This window comes from Marinobacter sp. SS21, from assembly GCF_028369065.1.
In the GTDB taxonomy this organism is placed as follows: Bacteria; Pseudomonadota; Gammaproteobacteria; order Pseudomonadales; family Oleiphilaceae; genus Marinobacter.
Genome location: NZ_JAQNDA010000001.1, coordinates 127,731 through 148,866, shown reverse-complemented (window position 1 = coordinate 148,866; position 21,136 = coordinate 127,731). Strand labels below are relative to the sequence as shown.

At 61.4% G+C, this 21,136-nt stretch carries 23 protein-coding genes; 7 read left to right on the top strand and 16 right to left on the bottom strand.

Annotated features, from left to right (window positions below):
- Positions 1–19: 19 nt before the first annotated feature.
- The gene (locus tag N6L25_RS00660) at positions 20–823 is read left to right on the top strand and encodes a DODA-type extradiol aromatic ring-opening family dioxygenase (RefSeq protein ID WP_271977036.1); all 804 of its coding nucleotides are present in this window, start codon (positions 20–22) and stop codon (positions 821–823) included.
- A 4-nt stretch (positions 824–827) separates the two neighbouring features.
- Here the strand turns inward: N6L25_RS00660 and ada are convergent, their stop codons facing one another.
- A complete protein-coding gene (ada, locus tag N6L25_RS00655) occupies positions 828–1,904 on the bottom strand; it encodes a bifunctional DNA-binding transcriptional regulator/O6-methylguanine-DNA methyltransferase Ada (protein WP_271977035.1) in 1,077 nt (358 codons plus the stop codon).
- Positions 1,905–2,065: 161 nt separating this feature from the next.
- Here ada and ybaK point away from each other — a divergent pair, with 161 nt between their 5' ends.
- Positions 2,066–2,539 carry a Cys-tRNA(Pro) deacylase gene (gene ybaK, locus N6L25_RS00650; RefSeq protein WP_271977033.1) on the top strand — a complete coding sequence of 158 codons (474 nt, stop codon included), beginning with the start codon at positions 2,066–2,068 and terminating at the stop codon, positions 2,537–2,539.
- A gap of 412 nt (positions 2,540–2,951) precedes the next feature.
- Positions 2,952–3,395 (top strand): YHS domain-containing (seleno)protein, encoded by a 444-nt coding sequence (locus N6L25_RS00645; protein ID WP_271977031.1) that lies wholly within the window; start codon positions 2,952–2,954, stop codon positions 3,393–3,395.
- A gap of 132 nt (positions 3,396–3,527) precedes the next feature.
- Here N6L25_RS00645 and N6L25_RS00640 read toward each other — a convergent pair whose 3' ends face one another.
- A complete protein-coding gene (locus tag N6L25_RS00640; protein WP_442915189.1) occupies positions 3,528–3,797 on the bottom strand; it encodes a DUF3303 domain-containing protein in 270 nt (89 codons plus the stop codon).
- A gap of 25 nt (positions 3,798–3,822) precedes the next feature.
- Positions 3,823–4,098 carry a hypothetical protein gene (locus N6L25_RS00635; protein WP_271977027.1) on the bottom strand — a complete coding sequence of 92 codons (276 nt, stop codon included), beginning with the start codon at positions 4,096–4,098 and terminating at the stop codon, positions 3,823–3,825.
- Positions 4,099–4,367: 269 nt separating this feature from the next.
- Between N6L25_RS00635 and N6L25_RS00630 the strand changes: the two genes are divergently transcribed.
- Complete coding sequence (locus N6L25_RS00630; protein WP_271977026.1) at positions 4,368–5,192, top strand: RluA family pseudouridine synthase; 825 nt, start codon at positions 4,368–4,370, stop codon at positions 5,190–5,192.
- Here the strand turns inward: N6L25_RS00630 and N6L25_RS00625 are convergent.
- Both N6L25_RS00625 and N6L25_RS00620 read right to left on the bottom strand, forming a co-directional pair.
- Positions 5,189–5,671, bottom strand: coding sequence for a nucleoside deaminase (locus N6L25_RS00625; protein ID WP_271977025.1), 483 nt, complete (start codon positions 5,669–5,671; stop codon positions 5,189–5,191). The two genes, N6L25_RS00630 and N6L25_RS00625, sit on opposite strands and share 4 nt — an antisense overlap.
- A gap of 96 nt (positions 5,672–5,767) precedes the next feature.
- Positions 5,768–6,832 (bottom strand): AraC family transcriptional regulator, encoded by a 1,065-nt coding sequence (locus N6L25_RS00620; protein ID WP_271977024.1) that lies wholly within the window; start codon positions 6,830–6,832, stop codon positions 5,768–5,770.
- 113 nt (positions 6,833–6,945) lie between these two features.
- Here N6L25_RS00620 and N6L25_RS00615 point away from each other — a divergent pair, with 113 nt between their 5' ends.
- Positions 6,946–7,821 carry a metal-dependent hydrolase gene (locus N6L25_RS00615; protein ID WP_271977023.1) on the top strand — a complete coding sequence of 292 codons (876 nt, stop codon included), beginning with the start codon at positions 6,946–6,948 and terminating at the stop codon, positions 7,819–7,821.
- A gap of 68 nt (positions 7,822–7,889) precedes the next feature.
- Here N6L25_RS00615 and N6L25_RS00610 read toward each other — a convergent pair whose 3' ends face one another.
- The 3 genes from N6L25_RS00610 to N6L25_RS00600 all read right to left on the bottom strand — a co-directional run bounded on the left by N6L25_RS00610 (position 7,890) and on the right by N6L25_RS00600 (position 10,929).
- A complete protein-coding gene (locus N6L25_RS00610) occupies positions 7,890–9,182 on the bottom strand; it encodes a hypothetical protein (protein WP_271977022.1) in 1,293 nt (430 codons plus the stop codon).
- 146 nt (positions 9,183–9,328) lie between these two features.
- Positions 9,329–9,715, bottom strand: coding sequence for a VanZ family protein (locus N6L25_RS00605; protein ID WP_271977019.1), 387 nt, complete (start codon positions 9,713–9,715; stop codon positions 9,329–9,331).
- Between the two features lie 155 nt (positions 9,716–9,870).
- Positions 9,871–10,929, bottom strand: a complete 1,059-nt coding sequence (locus tag N6L25_RS00600; RefSeq protein ID WP_271977017.1) for an SDR family oxidoreductase — start codon at positions 10,927–10,929, stop codon at positions 9,871–9,873.
- Between the two features lie 57 nt (positions 10,930–10,986).
- On the opposite strand from N6L25_RS00600, the gene N6L25_RS00595 reads away from it, so the two are divergent.
- Positions 10,987–11,409 (top strand): MerR family transcriptional regulator, encoded by a 423-nt coding sequence (locus N6L25_RS00595; protein ID WP_271977016.1) that lies wholly within the window; start codon positions 10,987–10,989, stop codon positions 11,407–11,409.
- Positions 11,410–11,416: 7 nt separating this feature from the next.
- Here N6L25_RS00595 and N6L25_RS00590 read toward each other — a convergent pair whose 3' ends face one another.
- The 4 genes from N6L25_RS00590 to N6L25_RS00575 form a co-directional block, all read right to left on the bottom strand.
- A complete protein-coding gene (locus tag N6L25_RS00590) occupies positions 11,417–12,052 on the bottom strand; it encodes a glutathione S-transferase family protein (protein WP_271977014.1) in 636 nt (211 codons plus the stop codon).
- Between the two features lie 75 nt (positions 12,053–12,127).
- Entirely contained in the window at positions 12,128–12,781 is a 654-nt protein-coding gene (locus N6L25_RS00585; RefSeq protein ID WP_271977013.1) for an HD domain-containing protein, read from the bottom strand.
- Between the two features lie 70 nt (positions 12,782–12,851).
- Positions 12,852–13,883: a hypothetical protein gene (locus N6L25_RS00580; RefSeq protein ID WP_271977012.1), complete on the bottom strand. Its 1,032-nt coding sequence runs from the start codon at positions 13,881–13,883 to the stop codon at positions 12,852–12,854.
- Between the two features lie 172 nt (positions 13,884–14,055).
- Entirely contained in the window at positions 14,056–14,973 is a 918-nt protein-coding gene (locus N6L25_RS00575) for an oxygenase MpaB family protein (RefSeq protein WP_271977008.1), read from the bottom strand.
- 26 nt (positions 14,974–14,999) lie between these two features.
- On the opposite strand from N6L25_RS00575, the gene N6L25_RS00570 reads away from it, so the two are divergent.
- On the top strand, positions 15,000–15,668 hold the full coding sequence (locus N6L25_RS00570; RefSeq protein WP_271977005.1) for a TetR/AcrR family transcriptional regulator: 669 nt from the start codon (positions 15,000–15,002) through the stop codon (positions 15,666–15,668).
- 23 nt (positions 15,669–15,691) lie between these two features.
- Here the strand turns inward: N6L25_RS00570 and N6L25_RS00565 are convergent, their stop codons facing one another.
- From N6L25_RS00565 to N6L25_RS00550, 4 genes are all read right to left on the bottom strand, one after another.
- On the bottom strand, positions 15,692–16,159 hold the full coding sequence (locus N6L25_RS00565) for a hypothetical protein (protein WP_271977003.1): 468 nt from the start codon (positions 16,157–16,159) through the stop codon (positions 15,692–15,694).
- Between the two features lie 45 nt (positions 16,160–16,204).
- Entirely contained in the window at positions 16,205–17,071 is an 867-nt protein-coding gene (locus N6L25_RS00560; RefSeq protein WP_271977000.1) for a M15 family metallopeptidase, read from the bottom strand.
- Between the two features lie 270 nt (positions 17,072–17,341).
- Positions 17,342–17,911, bottom strand: coding sequence for a YdeI/OmpD-associated family protein (locus N6L25_RS00555; RefSeq protein WP_271976998.1), 570 nt, complete (start codon positions 17,909–17,911; stop codon positions 17,342–17,344).
- Between the two features lie 719 nt (positions 17,912–18,630).
- Positions 18,631–20,874 (bottom strand): NADP-dependent isocitrate dehydrogenase, encoded by a 2,244-nt coding sequence (locus N6L25_RS00550; protein ID WP_271976996.1) that lies wholly within the window; start codon positions 20,872–20,874, stop codon positions 18,631–18,633.
- Positions 20,875–21,136 lie beyond the last annotated feature (262 nt).

The following is a 21,136-nucleotide window of genomic DNA, read 5'->3' as shown; positions in this document are numbered from 1 at the left end:
GATTCACTCTGGAGTCCCGATGAGCGAGCCCTCTGCCCCCATTCTGTACCTGCCTCACGGCGGCGGCCCGTTGCCACTGCTGGGTGATCCCGGCCACCAGGCCCTGCAGGATTTCCTGGAATCCATCCCGGCCCGGCTTGGCCAACCCGAGGCCATCGTGGTGATCAGCGCCCACTGGGAAGCCGACACGGTCACCGTCACCACCGGCGCCCAGCCGGAGCTGATCTACGACTACTACGGTTTTCCCGAGGAATCCTATCGCATTGCCTATCCGGCACCCGGCCATCCGGCATTGGCTGCCGACATCCTGCAATGCCTGGCCGATGCCGGTATCCCGGCCCGTGGCGACGATCAACGCGGCTTCGACCACGGCCTGTTCGTGCCGCTGAAAATGATGTACCCACAAGCCAAGATACCTTGCGTTCAGGTATCCCTGGTACACGATCTCGATGCCCAAACTCACCTGGCCATCGGCGCGGCCCTGGCGCCGCTGCGCAAGCGTAACCTGCTGGTGGTCGGTTCCGGCCTGTCGTTCCATAACATGAAGCTACTCATGGGTGGAGACAACAGCCATGACCGGGAAATCGACTCCTTCCATGACTGGCTGCGGGCCAGCCTGTGCGATCCCACCATCGTGCGGGACACCCAGGCCCTGCGATTGACACACTGGGGCCAGGCACCCGGTGCCCGGCTCTGCCATCCGCGGGAAGAGCACCTGCTGCCACTGCATGTCTGCTGGGGCATGGCGGCCGACTCATCCCAGGCCGAGGTGGTGTTTGATGGTCCGGTGATGGGTCGTCGGGCCATGGGGTTGCTGTGGTAACGGCTCAGTCCTTCCGATCCTGATCCCGTTCCCGTTCCCGTTCCCGTTTCAATAAGGCGCGTTTGCGCTCGATCCCCCAACGATAGCCCGATAGGCTGCCGTCGCTGCGGACCACCCGGTGGCACGGGATCGCCACCGCCAGTGTATTGGCGGCGCAAGCCCCGGCCACGGCACGAACGGCCGACGGCTGACCGATGCGCTCGGCGATTTCGCTGTAGCTGGCCGTGGTGCCCGCCGGAATGGCCTGCAGTGCCTGCCAGACCCGTTGCTGGAATGCGGTGCCGCGAATATCCAGCGGCAATTCCAGCCCCAGCCCCGGCGACTCCACGAGGCCCACCACCCTGGCCACGAGCCGCTCAAATTCCGCATCACCGCCCACCAGCTCGGCGTTGGCGAATCGATCCTGTAACTGGGTCACCAGTGACTCCGGCTCATCGCCCAGACTAATGGCACACACGCCGCGCTCTGAGCTGGCCACCAAAATGGCGCCCAGGGCGCATTGGCCGACGACAAACCGAATGGTGGCTTGATGCCCGCCCTGGCGGAAACGACTGGGCGTCATACCCAGCCACTGCGAGCTGTCGGCGTAAAAACGGCTGCTGGACTCATAGCCAGCATCGTAGGCAGCTGCGGTCACGCTGTCGCTTTGCCGCAAGGCGTCCTGCAGCCGCCGCGCGCGATGGCCCCGGGCATAGGCCGCCGGACTCAACCCTGTCTGCGCTTTGAATAGTCGCTGCAGATGGTAACGGCTGAGGCCGGCCCGCTCGGCAAGCTCCTGCAAGGATGGCGCGGTCTCGGCGGACTCGATGTAACGGCAAAGCTCGGCAATCCGCTCACCTGGCCCGGTCAGGGCCTCCGGCCGACACCTGCGGCAGGCACGGTAACCGGCCCTTTGCGCCGCCAGCGCGTCATCGAAAAACTCGACGTTGTCGGGGTTGGCCCGACGCGAAGGACAGGAGGGACGACAATACACGCCCGTGGTCTTTACCCCGTAGAAGAACTGGCCATCGGCGCGGCCATCCCGCGCCAACACCTGTCCCCAGCGGGGGTCGTGAATGGTTTCCGGCTGCTGGGTTGTCATGGTCGATTCTTTCCCGCTACTTGAGATGCTGTTATCACTTTACCCTGCGCCCACCGGCAAGACACTCCGTTTGTTGCGGTCAAACCGATCCACTGGGGAGCCTGCCGGTTTCGTGTTAAATTGCCAGCGATTCATCCCCTTATCCACAGAGCAGAGAGCTCATGACGCCCGCCATCAACACCGCCCGCAAGGCCCGGGTCAGCCATCAGGTCCACGACTACCCCCACGACCCCGGTAGCGAATCCTACGGCCTTGAGGCGGCCGAAAAGATGGGGGTGGCACCAGACCGGGTGTTCAAGACGCTGGTGGTTGCGGTGGATGGCAAGGAACTGGCGGTTGGGGTGGTTCCGGTCAGCGCCAAACTGAGCATGAAACGCATGGCCAAGGCCGCTGGCGGCAAGAAGGCGGCGATGGCCGATCCCGCTGCCGTGCAACGGGCCACCGGCTACGTTCTGGGCGGCGTCAGCCCCTTGGGCCAGAAGAAACGGCTGAAGATCTTCATCGACAACTCCGCTACCGGCTTTGACACGGTGTTTGTCAGCGCCGGCCGCCGAGGCCTGGAAATCGAGCTGGCCCCGGGCGACCTTCAGCGCCTGACCAGCGGCGTGTTCGTGTCCCTGGCGCAGGCAGAATGAACCTTAGGGAGCCTCTGATGAACTCCGAATCGCCTCTGCGCGATCTGAAGGCTGTAGATGCAAGACGCGGTTCGCAGCTAATGGCCGTAAGCCCTTGGCAAGAGCCGCAACGCCGCAGGTGCAGCCTTCAGAGCGCGCCCTGCGGGGCGTTCAGAGCCATCCACACTCGGCGTTGCGCCTTTTTGCAAGGTCCAGACATTACTGCCAAGTCCAGACATAACTAAAAAGTCGCGCCTTGATTGTGAATGGCTCTGAATGCCAGAGGTGATCCGGAGTTAATCAGAGGCTCCCCAGGAGCCACACCGGCCCTGTCCTTCGACCATCCTGGCCGGCTTTTCTGACGGCGACTCCGTAACAATCTGCGGTTTTCGGTGTCACTAATGGCACAGATCCAGCAGAGGAGGGTATCCCCATGGGCAGAGTCCTGTTATTGGCCGCAGGCCTGTTATTGGCCAGCACGATGGCATGGGCGGGCAAGGCCCCCGTCTACACCGGCCTGTTATCCAATACCGGTGCCGGAGGCTATGACGTGGTCAGCTACTTCGAACAGCAACAAGCGGTGCCCGGCTCCAGTCACATCACCACGGAATACCAGGGCGCTACCTGGCGCTTCAGTTCCGCTGAGCACCTGGCCCGGTTCGAGGCCGATCCGGAGCGCTACGCACCCGCCTACGGCGGCTACTGCGCCTGGGCCGTCAGCCAGGGATACCTGGCCAAGGGTGATCCCAGGCACTGGACCATTCTGGAAGACCGCTTGTACCTGAATTTCAGCCAGTCGGTTCAGGACACCTGGTTACAGGACACCGCAGGCTTCATTCAACAGGCCGACCGGAACTGGCCCAGCGTGCTGGAATAGGTGCTGGAATAGATGTTGGAATAGGCCCTGGCTGGTCATCAGCGGCGCGCAGAATCCGTACCCCACCGGTCGAATTCTGGGCCGGTGCAGGGCCCAGGTCAGGTCGCCAAACCATCAAGCGACGCTTAGCCGCTAACGGCGCAGCGCTGCGGCCATTATCGGTCCAACCTGCTCATCCGTTAATACGGGACTGACATCCAGGCGCATCAAATCATTCCATTCGAGCGCCCACTGCTGGATCAGCACCGGGTCGTTCGCCTCCAGGATGGCCACCCCGGTTTGCTGGGCAACGGCAAACCAGCGCCCCAACAGAGTGACGCCATCCGGCGGCTTACCGCCGGTTTCGAGAAATCGCGCGATGGCTTCATTGCGACGTTCGGGTTCCAGTTTCCAACTCAACATAAACAACATACCTAACCCCCCTATCTTAACGGGCAGGGTCCACCGCTCCATTGGACAGGCCCTGCCGGGCCAGCTGAGCGGCTAGTGCTCCGGCTTGCGGTTCCACATCTTGCGCTTGATCAGCCACTTTCCCGAGGGTTACCTGTTCAACAGTCAGGCGACGGTGAGCCGGAAGTTGGACGCTGCGGCAACCGATGGCCTCCCTGGCGAACCACTTCGAGTAGGTCAGGGAATCGCTGGCGTTGACGGCGCTGGCGTAGGAAAGGCACAGCGATTGGAGCACGTCGTCAGCTTGGGACATGGTGCTGCCTCCGTTACTGGATCACTGCGCTGGCTGAATGCTGCCGTCAGAGGCCAAAGGTGGCGGAGGGACCAGCCAGCCGGGCCGGCATTGCGGCCAAGCCTCTTGTTTCAGTTTAGTCGATTTTTGCTGGTACCCTATTGAGCAACGGGGCGGAAGGTGGCCCTCGGTTATCGCCCCATGGCCAGGGTTGGGCGGCTCTCAAAAACCAGACATCCTGGCCAAGTCCGCTTAAACTAGTCGGCTACCCAGCCAGACGCCAGAGCCCCATGCGCAAGAGTTTTGAGTTTACCCTGAGTCAGCCCCAGACCGCCGCCGAGGCCTTGGCGGAACACACCGGCCTGTCCAAGGGACGGATCAAGGACGCCATGACCAAGGGTGCCTGCTGGTGGACCCTCAAAGGCAAGCAACTCCGCCTGCGCCGGGCCAGCAAGGCGCTTCAGGCCGGCACCCGGTTGACCCTGTACTACGACGAGCGGGTGCTGGCGCTGAAACCAACGCCGGCGCAATGCATTCAGGATCATGGACGCTACAGCATCTGGCACAAACCTCATGGTCTGCTGGCGCAAGGCTCCCAATGGGGCGATCACTGCAGTCTGTTGCGCTGGGTGGAGCAGCAGACCCGCCGGGACTGCTTCCTGGTGCACCGCCTCGACGCCGATGCCGCCGGGCTGATGGTGGTTGCCCACGATGCCAAGGCGGCTGCGGCCCTGTCCCAGCTGTTCCACGGCCGCGCCATTCGCAAGCTCTACCAGGCCCGGGTAAGCGGGCAGCTGCAGACCGGGGAGCAGCGCCTGGATGCCGCGATTGATGGCAAAGCCGCGCTCAGCCACGTCACCGTTTTGCGCCAGGAAGAGGCCGCCACCCTGGTCTCCGTCATCATTGAGACCGGTCGCAAGCACCAGATCCGCCGCCACCTGTCGGGCATCGGGCACCCCATTCTGGGTGACCGGCTCTATGGCGGACCAACCGGCCAGCCCTTGCAGCTGGTGGCCGTGCAACTGACGTTTCAATGCCCATTACGGCAGCAAACGGTGGATGTGGTGCTGCCCGAAGAGCTGCAACTGCTGGCCGTGGCTGCACCCGAGCGCTAGCCGTCAGCCCGGTGACGCCGACGGTGCAACTCATGCACCTGCGCGGCAAGTTCGGGCACCGGGCCATCCACCTCGACTCCCGGAACCACCGCCTTGATCGGCAGTGTCTGTACCGGCGCTGGTGGCAAGCCCAGTTTACCCAGCCAATCCGCCAGCTGTGCCGACGAGCTGGCGTAGACGATCCGGCCCAGCCCGACCCAACCATGGGCGGCGGCGCACATGGCACAGTGCTCACCGGAGGTGTACACCGTCGCCTGCGCCCGTTGTTCCGGCGTCAGATTCTCGGCCGCCCAGCGGGCAATCTCGAATTCCGGATGGCGGGTGAGATCGCCACTGGTCACCCGGTTACGGTCTTCGAACAGCACCGTGCCATCGCCGCCCACCAGCACCGAACCAAAAGGATCGTCCCCCGCCAGGAGAGCCTCCTCCGCCAGGGTCACGCAGCGCTGCAGATTGCGGAAATCGGCATCGGTTACCATGGTGTCCTCCTGTGTTACCTGCCATCAGGCCCGCGATCACCGGGCCCGCCTGATTACAACTTAGTCGGCCAAGTGCTCCCCGGCCAGGCCAGCCGCTTACGAACGCCGGTGCCGCCGGCGCCACTCACTCGGCGTCAGGCCGGTCCAGAGCTTGAATACCCGGGTAAAGTTGGCCGGTTCGCGATAGCCCAGCAGCTCGCCAACCCGCTGGATTTCCAGATCTGAATTGGCCAGTAGCTGGCAGCTGTCGCGACGGCGGGCCTCTTCCAGCAATGACTTGTAGCTGTGCCCCTGATCCTGCAGGCGCCGGCGAAACGTCCGCGTGGTCAGATGCAGGGCTTCCGCCAGCTGTTGTGGCGAGGGGTAGCTCTCGCCGCCGAGGGTAATGGCGGCGCGGGTCTGACGTACCACATCATCGCCGGCATCCTGCAGGTTACTCTCCCGCTCGCAGTGGGCAATGGCCTGGGCCAGCGCTTCCGGGTTGGCGGTAGGCAGAGGCTCGTCCAGCCAGGCCCGAGGGCCATAGACCGCCAGCCCGGAACGGGGCATGTCGAAACGAACGGCGGGCAGTGAGTCCCGCCAGGCCTCGAAACCAACCGGTTCCGGGCCCTGCATCCAGATTTCCCGTCGCATGGCAACGGTCGGCATGACAAAGCCCATGCCACTCGCCATGCTGGCCAGGGTGGAGCTGAAAAGCAGATCCCGTATCTCCGCCGGTAGCGGCAGCTCAGGTATCAGCTCAAACAAAAGTCCCTGATCGAGCTCCGTCATCATCAGCAGCACGCCCCGGCCGCGCAGGTGCCAGAACCGTTGCAGCAACTCGGTCACCTCCCGGGGCGTGGCGGCGCACATCACCGCGTAGCCGAGACTGCCATGGGCGGTCAGCGGTAGCCGCAAGCCGGTCTGGAAACCGGTGGTCATGTCTCCACTCAGGGTGTGGACGGCCCTCAGCACCCGCAACGTGTCCAGTAGCGACAACCGGCCGGAGGGGTCATCCAGCGCGTCGGCGGGCAGTCCGGCCTGCCGGAGTATCTGTGCCCGGGCCACGCCCTGCTGCTGCACCACCTCGGCAAACATACGGGGATAGGTAACCGCCTGACTGGCTTGTCGGGCCCAGGCCGGGTAGGCCGGCGAGGCGGATGAAAATTCGGATGCAGACACAGTGGCCACCAATGACAAGTGCTTTGTCCACCGAGCATCTCACGCCGACCCGTAGCCGACCAGTACCTTAGAGGCCAGAGCACCACCAACCCTGTATTTCTTGGAGGTCTGATATGAACGCCATTGCAGCCATCACCCGTGCCACCAGGTTCCGCCGGGCCCAGGCCCAGACGCCGGCAGGCCTGGTGCCCCAGGTGCGGCAGCCGAAGTTCCATTTCCCCGACGATCTGCCGAAGTACTGGTGGGCCAATGATCCGGCCCGGACCCTGCTGCTGGCGGCACTGTCGTCAGGGTTTCCGGCGGGGGAGCGCTTTTTCATCGACTCGGTGCGCCATTATCAGGACCGCATCGACGATCCCCAATTGCAGCAGGCCGTTCGCGGCTTCATCGGCCAGGAAGCCCACCACTCCAAAGAACACAAGATGCTCAACGGCTATCTGGAGCAGCGCGGTATCGGTCTGGGCCGCCTGGAGCAGGAAATCCAGGATCTTCTCGACTGGATGCGCAAGACCTTCACGCCGGAACGGCAACTCGCCCATACCGTGGCCGTTGAACATTTCACCGCCCTGATGGCTGAGGAGTTCCTGCTCAAGTACGACGCCCTCGAAGAGATGGATCCACGCATGGCGCCCATCTGGGCCTGGCACGCCATCGAGGAGTCCGAGCACAAGGCCGTGGCGTTCGATGTGTACCGGGCCATCGGCGGCAGCGAGTTCATCCGGCTGTCCGAGATGCTGGTGGTCAGCGTACTCTTTCCGCTGTTCACCACCGTGCATCTGGTCCAACTGATGAAGGAAGACGGCCAGCTGGGCAACCTGAAGTCCTGGGCCGGTACCCTGAACTACCTGTGGGGCAAGCCCGGGGTGTTTCGCAAGCTGCTACCATCCTATTTCAAATACTACAGCCCGAATTTCCACCCGTGGAATCACGATGCCCGGGCGCTGGTGGCGCAGGCGAAACGGAAATGGCTGGATAAGGACGCCGGCTAGCCAGGCCAAGTGTACCTTGGGACCGGCCTACCCATGCCCGGAATGCATGGGTAGGCGGTTGGTAGGGGCTAAAAAATCGAGGAATGTTCGGTTTCAAAACCGGTGGCGGTACCTTCCGTGCCCTCATGGACATGGGTCCAGTTTGCCTGTACCGAAGGCGTTTCCCCAGACAGGTCCACGGCGATATCCAGTACGAAGCCGTTCATGGCGATGGCAATCAGCCGGACGGTATCGTCCCTAGTGCTGACCACTTCCGCCACGTTGATATCCCAGAACCGGGGATCGTTAGCGGCGTTGTCGGAATGGGGCGTGCCGCCCGCGAGCAAACCGAATGGGAATCCGTCCAGGGCCTCATCGGCGAACGAAAAGGAGCGGTTGTCATCGAGGTGGATGGTGAGCGGCAGCAACGCCGAGAACTGCTCCACCAGGGCGCTGTCGATGACCGGGTCAAAGATCAGTTGGCGGGTGGCGGTGAAGGACACCAGGCCGTTTTCTTCTGTGCCCGAGAGCACCCCGTTGTCGATCGTGGCGGGAACGAAATAGGTCGCGCCGGTGGAACCGTCTACCTTGAAGGATTCAAAGTTGCCCAGGGTGTCAAACGGCCCAGCCAGTTCATCATTAGCGGCATTGGCGTAAATGCCGTCCGCCGATTCGTTGGTGCCATAGGCATAGCCCTCACGGGACACCACGAAGGTCAGCCGGGTCACGGTATCACCAAAATCCACGGTGCCGTCATAGAGGCCGGCGTACTGGATGTACAGACCCAACACCAGGTGACCTTGCGCTTCGCCGGCGTCGACCAGGGTGTAGGGACCCTCGGGCAGTTCATCGGTCAACTGGGTCATGATGCTCTCAACCGCCGACTCAAAGTTCTCGCTGGTTTGATCAAACTCCAGAACGACACCGATGTCTTGAAGGGAGGATTCATCAATGGCAATGCCGTTGGAAGGATCCTGGTCGATGTCCAGGCTGATCAGCAGCCGGGCCATGTTCAGCACGGCGTCCGTGGCTTCATTGGTGTTGTCACCCACCAGCGTCGCCGGCGTGATAAAGACGGTGTCCTCGTTCATCACCGTGCTACCCAGTTCGATGCTGCCCACGAAGAAGGTCACCGTATCGCCGATCTCACAGGTCAGCACGCCACGGGCATCGGTCAGGTGAACATCCGTCGAGCTGGAGCACTGATACTGCAAACCGGAGACACTGCTGTCCACGAAGGTGGCTGACACCGTCTCCGGCTGTGGCTCAGGTGTTTCAGTCCCCGTCGATGGGTTATCGTCCTTATTGGAGCTGCCGCCGTTACAGGCACTCAGCGCGAAGCATGACGCCAACAATGCCGCCAAAATTCCTTGGTTTTTCATTATGTTAATTCCATAAATTAATTATTAGGCCAGTTAGCAAGTTGTACGGCGATGGACCGGTTGGTCACCGCCGTGCGCAAATATTACAGACTGTCAACATTTTGATAAAGCGCCAGCCTCGTCCGGGGCGCTCCCGATCTCTGCCATCAAGCCGCCGGCAACCTGGATGGCCTGCCCCACCGACTCAACAGGCTGAACACCGCGATGCCCAAGGCATCGGCAAGCAAATCCTGAGCGTCCAGGGTCCGGTGCGGTAACCAGGCCTGGGTCAACTCCTCGCACAAGGCGAACAGGGTGACGGCAACCGTGCCGAAGTACAGTCGCAGCCGGCCCAGACTCACTGTGCGAAGCTCCAGCGCGAGATTCAATAGCAGGGTCAGCAGCCCGTAGAGCAGCAGATGACCGAGCTTGTCGCCATGGGGCACTTGGCTGACCAACTGGATGAGCGCCGTGCTACCGGTGTCGGCGAGGTAAATGATCCACAGCAGGAAGACAAAAAATGCCAGGGTAAGCCAGCCAATGGGTTTTCGCATCGGGTCACCATCTCTTGGGTTGGTTAGGGGCGGCGCGGTGCATGCCCGCCCCAATCGATATCCGTTGGCAGCATAGGGCCACCAAGTGGCAATCCGGGCTTTAAAATAGGATGAATAGTGGCGCCAGACCCTCAATCCACCGAGCAAGATGACCCTTAGGGCGATGGCCGCCCGCCGCGACGGTCCAGGTAATGCGCCACCGAGCACCGGATAACCTCGGCCATGGGCGGTGGCAGTAAGCCGTGTTGCCGCTCAAAGGCCGCGATTGTGGTGGTATCGAAGCGGGTGGGCTGAATGAAGTGCAGCGCCTCCGGGTAGGTATTCATCAGGGCTGCCAGCCCCGGCAGGCGCAACAGCGCGGCCAGCCAGGGGATCGGGATGAACCGTCGCGGCGGGCGCCGGCCCAGCCCCACCGCCGCCAGCGCCAGCAGTTCTCGCAAGTTGGGGGTGGCCGGGTCCAACGCCAGCAACCGGGGTGGCGGCTCGCTGGCGGTGGTGGCCAGGGCAATCAGCCCCGCCAGGTGGTCCACCGCCACCAGCGGCAGCCAGTGCGCCGGTGTGCCCGGCACCAGCGCCATCCGGCCCCGGGCCAGGTTATCCAGCAGCGCAAACAGTGGCTGGGCGGCGTCCAGCTCACCGGTGTCGCTGTGACCGGCCACGGTGGCCGGCTGTACTTCCACCAGCGCCAAGGTGTGTTCCGCAGCGTAGCCACGAACCTGGAACGCGGCCTCCAGCTTGCTGGCCTCGTAGCCGCCAACCCGGTGGTACACCCGTGACCAGTCGGTTCGTTCCGGCTGCTCCTGATCAATGCCCACTCGTCTAAGATGTTCCCGGTTCTCCAGCATAAAGCCGCTGATGAACACCAGCCTGCAATCCTGGCTGTGAGCCAGGGCCGCCACGGCCAGACTGCCGGTGACGTTGGTGCGCCTGGCGGCTTCGGCGTCCAGCTGCCAGGCAAAGCGGGCGCCCAGGTGTACTATGGCCGAGAGTCGCGGCAGCGTCGGTGGCAGACCAAGCCCGGGCTGGTCCAGGTCGCCGGTCACCGCGTCGAGACAGTCGGCGTTGCCGCCGAGTGCCTCGACCCGGGCACGCAGGGGCGCCAGTTGCGTCTGGGGGTTGCGGAGCATGGCCAGGACTCGGTGATTGTTTCGGGTCAACTGGGCGCAGACATGGCGTCCGATAAAGCCGGTGGCGCCGGTGATCAGTACGGTCATAGCGGTGTCCTTTCGCGGTGTGAAGGCAGGGTTCACCACTACGCTAAGGTATAGAGTATGCTCGAAGGTCAACACACTTCAGCGATGGACACGATCATGCGCATTGCCGAGCTGGAACGGCGCACCGGGGTGAACCGCCATACCCTTCGCTATTACGAGAAAGAGGGTCTGCTGCAGGAGGTGGCTCGCCGGGGCAACAACTATCGGGATTATCCGGAGCAAGCGGTACAACGGGTGGGCATGCTCCGTCAGCTCAAGGAACTGGGTTTCTCACTCAAGGAAATCCGCCAGGTACTGGATGCCCTGCGCACCGACAGCATCGACTGTGAACAGGGTGCAGCGCTGATGGCCGACAAAAAAGCCACCGTCGATCGCAAGATTGCCGAGCTGAGAAAGGTCAGCGCACTGTTGGGCCGGGAACAACGGCGTCTGCAGGAAAGCGCGGCGTTGCAGCGGCAACAGGGCCGGTGCCGGGCCTAACGCTGACTCAGGATGACGCTGCGAGCTGATCATCCATGGCCCGGGCCGCCTGCAGTGCGGGTCGCTGGGCCAGCCTGGCGGCATAGGCCTCGAATTCCGGACGCTTGGGCATCGAGCCAAACTGCATCCCCCAAATCACATGGGAGCCGACGTAGACATCCGCCGCCGAAAAGCGGTCACCGGCAAGGTAGTCGGAGGCGGTCACCGCCATCGCCAGCACATCCAGCGTGCGCTCGAAACTGCCGTACCCGACCATCCGCTGCTGCTCGGCGCTGACGGTGACATGGCGGGCCTTGTCGATCATCGCCGCCTCCACCGGTCCGGCGGCAAAGAACAGCCAGCGGTAATACTTCGCCCGCTCGTTGGGCGCCGGTGCCAGGCCCGCATCCGGAAAGGCATCGGCCAGGTAGGCGCAGATCGCCGCACATTCGGTCACCACCTGCCCCTTGTGCGTTAGCGCAGGCACCTTGCCCATGGGATTGATGGCCAGGTAATCGTCGGCCTTCATCGGCGAGCCGTAGTCCAAGAGCACCTGGCGGTAAGGAACACCGGTTTCCTCCAGCATCCAGCGGACAATTCGGCCGCGGGACTGGGGATTGGTGTAGAAGATCAGATCACAATCCGCTGCATCGGTGATGGCCACAATGACGCTCCTTGTTGGTTGCAGGAATCCTTTCAGGCTAGTCGATCTTGCCCGAAGTTGGGAAATGATCCGGAGTCATTCCGAGGCGCCCTGGAGCGTCTCAATGGCATGGCGCAGATTGTCTCGGGCCTGCGACTCGAGCTTCTTGCGCAGTGGCGGCAAACGGTAGATCGGCTGTCGCGCCAGAAAAGCCATTAGGATGTCGCGGCGCTTGCTGTGGAAAGGGGCGTCCGGTACCCAAGCGTATTCTTCCCGCACCTGACGTTGGTATTGGGCAAACCGCGCCGGCGTGGCGCCCAGGATGGCCAGGTCGATATCCACCAGTAATTGCTGATCGATCCCCTCGGGCAAGACGCTGTGGCGGGTAGCCAACACCAGAGCCTTGACCCGGCCAATACGCTCAGGGCAGACCCCGGCGGCCCGCAATGCCTCCCCGGCCCAGGCCGCGCTGCGGGCTTCGTTGTCGCCCGCTTGCACGTCATAGATGGCATCGTGAAACCACAGCGCCACCGTCACCGCCGCGGCATCCTCCGCCAGACCGAGGCAGGATTCCAGCAGCGTCAGACACTCAACCAGATGTTGCCGGCTGTGATACTTCCGGTGCGGTTCGTCGTAGGCAGCGATCAGTCGCTGTTTCAGCGCCTCGCCGTCACCGCGAGCCCCCAGTGCCGACCAACAACGAGCCCAGGACGCATTGAGGACGGTGTCGTCAGAAACGGATGGTGACATGGGTCTTGGGAGCAGGCGGCGAAAGAAGCGCTATCCGCGCCATCCCCCGCACTGCCTCCGTACTCCTGTGTTATTGGGGTAGATAGACTTCCGATTTCACCGGATGATTGGTCGCAGCGATACGGCGTAACTTCAGGTTCATCGACTGGACCAGCATCTGAAAAGCGGAAATGGGGTCGACCAGTTCCTGTGTACTGTGCTCGAACCCGTCCAGTACCTGTTCCTGAGTGTCGGATAGCTCGCCGGCAGCCTCGTAGACGGCCTCAAGCAAGTGATGAAGCTGCATTTTCTCGTTCACAATGATCAACCGGTCCCGGACCTTTTCCCACTGCGCAACGCTCATCCTGGTGTTTCTGGCAAGCTTTCGTCTCACCTTGTTGATATTAATCTCAACCGCATAGGCCCGGCCCAGATCAACCAGTTCCTGCATCAGCTCGTCCGTCACATGAACCCCAACCGAGGACAGTCGCTGGCGAGTCCTGTCGCTGGTCAGCTGCTCTTCCCGCCAGCTCCACTCGGTCGTGTCTTCATAACACTCGATGAAGAATTCCCGGGGATCGGCAATTCTGATGGCTTTGCCTTCGGTCGTCAGCTCCTGTTTTAGCCGTTTCAGGAAATCAGTGATGGAATCGGCCTCGTCAAACAGCATCCGATGGCCGGCGGGACGGCTGTCGTAAGCCGCGTGAGCATTGGAGGTGATGCACAGACTGCCATCGTTCAGTTTGCCGGCGACTTCGTAGATAAACGAGGCCTCGGCGCTGGCCTGGGACGACTGAGCTTCGTAAAGGGCAACCACCGCCCAGTCCTTGACCTTCCACAGCGAGAGCCGAATGATCGCAAACCCGCTGTGGACACAGAAATAGCCCACGTGATGGGCGCCAAGGATTTTGAGCTGACGTTGCTGGAAATCCAACCGCTCCCGCTCCACCCAGTCGTCAGCACTGGACGGCTCCAGCTCCATCGACTGGTCTGGCAGCACGGCCATCGCCATCGTGAGGTCAGCATTGACTCGCGCTCTAACCAGCCGATAGACCTTCCAGGCCAACAGTGCGATTGCCAGAAGGAGAATCAGAAACACCACACCCAGAATCTGCAAGATCATGCCGTTACCCTACGTTCCCTGCCCATTGCTTATTGTTGCTGCGAGGGCTAAAACTGCCAGTAAACGCGTCACAGTAAAAGTGCCCGATACGGTTTTTTACCATGCACTTCGGTGCCGATCAGCTCCCATTAAGCCTAGCAGCCCGATTCGAATTGGCGTACTCGCACCAGGTTCAGTGAAACGGACACCCAGTGGTGGCGTTGCGATGATTGATCAGTTTCCGGGGGCCCAGCTGGCAATAGTCCAGGCGGTTACCTGGGTAGCTGGGGTAATGGTTGGCCAGCCAGCCGTCTGAGAACGGTTTGCGTTTCCAGGGCCGGTATATCTTCCCGGTCAGCCACCACAGCCCCAGTCCACAGCGGACAACCGCGGTCTGCAACCTGGTGGGTGGCGACAGGCCGAGATGCGCCAGCAGCGCTTTATCCTCCAGCAGGGCGACCACCACGGCAGGAATGACCGGCCGCACCCAGCGCGGAAACTGCGCCTTGATGCCTTCGATGGCGCCCAGGGCGACGGCTTGATTGGCCGGGTGGTACCGCTCATGCCGGCGTCGGTAATCCTGCTGCCACTGGTTCAGCGACGCCAGGCTTTGCTGTTCAAGCTCACGACACGGATCAAACTCAATACCCATGGCCTTGCCGACGCTGACCATTTCAGCCCTGATCAGCTCGATTTCATCCGGCGTCAGGCTACGCCAGCCCCAGCGGGCGTTCCAGTCAAGCGGGTTCAGGAACAGCCGCAACAGCGTGTACAGATAGTCCTCGTTGGTGATCGAATAGTGACTGTGTACCCAATTCAGGTGTTCAATCATCTGCGCGCGTTCACGGCTGCCTTCCGGGTGGCTGAAAATCGAGGTCAAGGTCGCGCGGGTGTCGTCCAGCCGCTTCACCCCATCCATCTCATACTGGCCGGTACGGTGCAGAAGTCTGGAAATCGAGGGGATGGCGTAGGTCTGAAACTGGGCCAACTCACCGGCAATCAGGAAGTCCAGGGGGAAATCATGCTCCATGATCCGGCGGTAGCGTGAGAATTGGTGGCGTCGTTGGCGCTCGCCGGTGTCGCCGGCCGGGATGACGATGGACTCGTTCATGGTCTGGTTGTCCGATGAATAGACTCGTGTCTATTATTAAGGCAACCGCACAAAACGCCATGGACGGACCGGCGTCGGTGTCCATTTCTGGACACCTTGACAGCCATGTCCAGACCCAGAACCCAGAACCCATCGAGGTGCCCATGCCTTCAGCCAAGCGTGCCATCCAGCAGGCGTTTCTGGGCCAGTTGACCCAGCAGCCCTTCTCGCGGATTCAGGTCAAGGAGCTGGTCGAACACGCCGGCGTGGCCCGTGCCACGTTTTACCTGCACTTCAACTCCAAGGAAGAACTGCTGCTGGATTACTGCGACGATATGTTCGATCGCTTTTTCGAACGCATCGAAGGCCAGCTGAACCTCGCGGACTCGGTGGATGAACCGGTTGCCAGACTGATGTTCGCCACCTTCGCCGCCGAAAAAACGTTCAGCAGGGTGCTGACACAGGACTCGGTGCAGTCGATCCTGCTGGGCCGATTCCAGGGCTATCTGGCGCGGGTGGTCGGGCATGTCTCGCGCCAGTCCGGTGGCTATCGGCTGCCCCCCAACCAGCTCACCTACCTGATCGACTATTGGGCCGGGGGCTCGTTTCTGTTGATCAAGCAATGGATTGAACGGGACTTTACGCCAGGCGAGGAGGAAATGGCCCGCCTGTATTCGAAGCTTGCACTGTCCGGTCTGCGAGCGCTGATGGACTAGTGTGCCGTCGGCTCAATAACCCGTCACGGTGCTGGCGATACAGGCATCCGCACTGACCGGACCCGAATATCGTGAACCAGGATGGTGTCGCCAGACTGGGCCAGCGTGATGTCCAGCTGGGCGTCTCCGGCAGTGAAGTGGGCGAGCAGGGAAAAGCCCAGCAAGTCATAAACCGTGCCGGCGATAGGCACGTCGGTACTGACGCCGAGGTATTGCAAGTGCTCGAAGGACCGCAGTGACCCAAGCCTGGCGGCCGCCTGCACAAAGCGCTGGCCGTCGTCGGAGGACAACTGGCCATAAAGGGCTGGCGTCAGCATCGGCGCCAGCCGTTCCAGGTCCCAGGTCACCAGGGTCGCCAGGCTGCCCTCGAAGTAAGGCTGGGCAAGTTCGATGTTTTTTGAGGTGTTGATGCCGAACCACACCACCACCAGGAGCAGCAGGGCGACCAGAGCCGACATCAGATAGCCCAGCGTCTTCACAAATCGGTTCATCTGCGGCGTCCTTTCCCCATCATCAGCAAGAGATCGACGGCACAATCATGGCATCGCCTCGAAGACCTGTTCGATACACCCGGCACGCTGGCGTTTGAACGGGTCCTCGTTAACGCCTTCCGCCATGCAGGCGGTGTACAGGGCAATGTAGCGATTCAGCAAGGCGCGACCGTCTTCCACGGAATGTGCCGCCAGGGTTTGCACAAAGGATCGCGGGCCCACCTGGAAGTGCTGGTAATCAATGGGGTAGTTCCAGTCGCCGCCCCAAACAAAGAAACCGTGGCGGGCGAACAGGTCCGCCACATGCTCCGCCATACCCGAGCGTGGCGTTTTGTTGGGACGACTGTCGGAACGATTGACCGCATAGCGGGCACTGGCCGGCGGCAGGATTTGCGCGGTGCCGTCAGTCCGAATGTCGATAAACGGGTTCTGGACCGGGTTGAGATCAATCGCGACGCCATAGGCATGGCTCGACCAACCGGAGCCGCCGGTAATGCGCCGGCCGTTGAACGCAGAGGTGTTGTTAGCGGCCATCGAGGCGTTGTCGTCGCCGCCGTAGGCTTCAATGGGACGGGCGCTGGCGATGAAAAATTGCCGTGCCAGCAACTCATCGGTGATCGCCGCAACGTTCGGTGCGACCACATCCAGCACCACCAATTCACCATCGCGCTTGATCTCGCCGTTGTCGCTGGCATAACTGAAGCTCACCTTGCTCAGGCGATGGCAGGGCACCGGATTATGGTCGGTGATGACACCCTGCGCCTTCAGTGCACGACACTCTGCCAGGCTCAATAACCGGTAAGAGGCGGTTTCCACGGCGGCAACATCCATGGATGCATGGGCGCCGCAGGCGAGCCAAAGCTGCAAGGCTGCCCCCAAGGCAACCAGGCATTGCACCGATGTTTTCTTCACACCCGACTCCTTGAAAGGGTTAGCCTCATAGTCATTTCGCGCAGACGTACTGTATCCAATGCCGGGGATTCGGTCACTTCAAAAACCCGCTCCGGCTCCCTCCGCCCCAGTGTTCCGTCCAGTTCATTCGCCGAGCGTCTGAAGGAATTGTCCCAGAGGGCTCTGAGCCGATGTTGCCACTCGTGGATGTGGAACCACATCTGCAGGCTGGCGCCTTGGTCGGAACCCTCTGAGATAATCAGTAGGTCAGCGAATGAGCCAGACGGGACATTAACGATCGCTCAAGCCCTTGCCGTCAAGAATCCTCGGTACGCAATTTTCAACCCGCGACTGCCGCGTGCGCGACTGTTTCGCGCCCGAAAAATGGAGAAGGTAGCCTCGTTGCCGCCCGGGGGTTAATTGCTCAAACGCCGTTTTCAAGGCCGGGTTCCGATCCAGTTCGTTCTGGAATTCCTCGGCCACAGGAAACTCGTTCGTTGGCTTGAAGTCCACCGCTTTGCCGGCCTTTTCGACGGCAATGGCTTCGCGCAGGTAGGCCTCCAGGGTAGATGCCTGCGACGCGATGTCGGCCACCCCGGTGAACCGGATCTGCCGCGCCGATTGCACATTCTCGGTTTGTGCGACAAGAATCCGCTCAGGATCCTGAATCAAGGCGCCTTTCATAAACAACAGCGCACAGTAATCCTTGAAGCCGTGCATCAACACCACGTTTTTTCCGTCAAGGGCGTAACACGGCTTTCCCCACTTGAACGCCTCCACCAGCGGACTGTCGAGCAGGATCTCGCGGAGTAGCCGGTACTCCTGTTGCCATTGGCTGGCGTTAGCCAGGAACGCGTCCACTTTCGGATTCGGTGCCTTACCAGTGAGCTGAGTCATCATGAACTCCTTTTCATACTTGTTAGCACTGGCCTGCCTGCTAGGGAGCCTCTGATTAACTCCGAATCGCCTCTGCGCGATCTGAAGGCTGTAGATGCAAGACGCGGATCGCCGCCAATGGCCGTCGCCCTTGGCAAGAGCCGCAACGCCGCAGGTGCAGCCTTCAGAGCGCGCCCTGCGGGGCGTTCAGAGCCATCCACACTCGGCGTTGCGCCTTTTTGCAAGGTCCAGACATTACTGCCAAGTCCAGACATAACTAAAAAGTCGCGCCTTGATTGTGAATGGCTCTGAATGCCAGAGGGGATCCGGAGTTAATCAGAGGCTCCCTAGTACTTTACTGTCGGAGAGTAGCTGATGCCAGAGAGTACCTTATGCCAGAGACCGGATGGCACTTTATGCCGGCGAGCACTTTACGTCAGATAGCCCTCTTATCTCTGATAGCACTCTATCGCCGCCGTGCCGGTAACGCCAGCCTCAACCCGGAACCTTGGGTGTGCGGTTGCGGCGCTGAGGCCGTGGCGAACACCGCCCAAAGTCGACCGTTTCCGTAAGGATCGCTCTCGACCGGGAGCGGATTCGCAATCTGCAAGGAGAGACGCCATGCCAGGCACAAAAAACCCGAACCACGGCCGGTGATTCGGGTTTTTTTGTGCCTGCAGGCCGTCAGCCGGCCCTCAGATCTGTCAGGCTACAGACGCCCGGGCGTCCGCCAGGATCTTGTTGAGGGTCTTGCTCGGCTGCATTACCTCGCACACCTTGTCGGCCGGGGCGTTGTAGTAGCCGCCGATTTCGGCCGGGTGGCCCTGGATCACGCTCATTTCTTCGAGGATCTGGTCCTTGTTGGCTTCCAGCTGCTCGGAAATGTTGGCGAAGTAAGCCTTCAGTTCGGCGTCCTCGTCCTGGCTGGCCAGGGCTTCCGCCCAGTAGCGGGCCAAATGGAAATGGCTACCGCGGTTATCCAGCTCGCCGGTCACCCGGGACGGGGACTGGTTGTTGTCCAGCAGACGCTCGGTGGCCTGGTCCAGGGTATGGCCCAGCAGGCGGGCGCGGGCGTTGGCTTCTTTCTCGCCCAGCTCGTCCAGGGAGACGGCAATGGCGAGGAATTCACCCAGGGAATCCCAGCGCAGGTGGTTCTCTTCCAGCAGCTGCTGTACGTGCTTGGGCGCGGAACCGCCAGCACCGGTTTCGTACAGGCCACCGCCGGCCAGCAGCGGCACGATGGACAGCATCTTGGCGCTGGTGCCCAGCTCCAGGATCGGGAACAGGTCGGTGAGGTAGTCACGCAGCACGTTGCCGGTCACCGAGATGGTGTCGAGGCCGCGAATCAACCGCTCCATGGTCCAGCGGATGGCCCGCACCGGGCTCTTGATCAGAATTTCCAGGCCGTCGGTATCCAGCTCCGCCAGGTAGGTCTCGACCTTCTTGATCAGCTGGGCGTCGTGGGCGCGCTCGTCGTCGAGCCAGAACAGCGCCGGCATGCCGCTGGCGCGGGAACGGTTGACCGCCAGCTTGACCCAGTCGCGGATCGGCTCGTCCTTAGTCTGACAGGCACGCCAGATGTCGCCTTCCTCAACCTTGTGTTCGATCAGCGCACGGCCGTCGGCATCGACCACCCGGATAATGCCGTCTTCCTTCATTTCGAAGGTCTTGTCGTGGGAGCCGTATTCTTCCGCCTTCTGCGCCATCAGCCCGACGTTGGGCACGGTACCCATGGTGGTGGGGTCGAAGGCGCCGTGGGTCTTACAGAAGTTGATCACTTCCTGGTAGATGGTGGCGTAAGTGGACTCCGGCATGACCGCCTTGGTGTCCTTCAGTTTGCCATCCCGAGCCCACATCTTGCCGGAGTTACGGATCATCGCCGGCATGGAGGCATCGACAATGACGTCGCTCGGTACGTGCAGATTGGTGATGCCCTTGACGGAATCCACCATGGCAATTTCCGGGCGGTGCTCGTAACAGGCGTGCAGGTCTTCCTGGATTTGCTCCTGCTTGGACTCCGGCAGCTGCTTGATCTTCTCCAGCACGCTGGACAGGCCGTTGTTGGGGTTGACGCCGATTTCGTCGAACAGCTCACCGTACTTGTCGAACAGCTCTTTGTAGAAAATCTTCACCGCGTGACCGAACACGATCGGGTGGGAGATCTTCATCATGGTGGCCTTGACGTGCAGGGAGAACATCACGCCGGTTTTCTCGCAATCGGCAATGGCGTCCTCGAAGAACTGACACAGCGCCTTCTTGCTCATGAACATGCCGTCCAGCACTTCGCCTTCCAGCAGGGCCAGGTCGTCTTTCAGCACCGTCTGCTCGCCCTGGCTGTTCTCGAACACGATGCGGGCATTGGTGGCCTTGTCCAGGGTCAGGGACTGCTCGCTGGAGTAAAAATCGCCGCCGCGCATGTGGGCAACGTGGGTACGGGACGCCGGGCTCCATTCACCCATAGAGTGGGGGAACTTACGGGCGAAGGCCTTGACCGCGGCCGGGGCGCGACGGTCGGAGTTGCCTTCCCGCAGCACCGGGTTAACCGCACTGCCCAGCACCTTGGCGTAACGGGCCTTGGCCACTTTTTCCGCATCGGTCTGGGGGTTCTCCAGGTATTCAGGCAGTTCGTAGCCCTGTTCCTGGAGCTCCTTGATCGCAGCACGCAACTGGGGAATGGAAGCACTGATGTTGGGCAGCTTGATGATGTTGGCTTTCGGGTCCTTGGTGTATTCACCAAGCTCAGCCAAGGCATCGGGGACCCGCTGGTCTTCACTCAGGTAATCCGGGAACTGGGCCAGGATGCGGGCCGCCAGCGAGATGTCGCTGGTGTCGAATTCGATGCCGGCCGGCAGAGAAAAAGTTTCCAGAATGGGTAGCAGGGAACGGGTTGCAAGCGCCGGTGCTTCATCCGTCAGGGTGTAAACGATCTTGGACTTTGATGCGGTCATTTTCGTCCTCTGGATAGTGTTGGAGTTCAGGACGGTCATGGCCAGACCGGACGTCTTGTGAACGAGCGGTCAGGGCAAAGACTGATTACGAACTTTTGATGGGCGTACAAAGATACCAGTTTTTTCATCACAATGAGTAAGAAATTAGTATAACAACCTACTTATTGTCCCATGTGGCGGTGACAATCCGGTTAAATAGCGGATTTTTTCGGAACATTCGGAAAACTTATGAAAAAGCGGGGGCGTCCCCCGCACCAATACC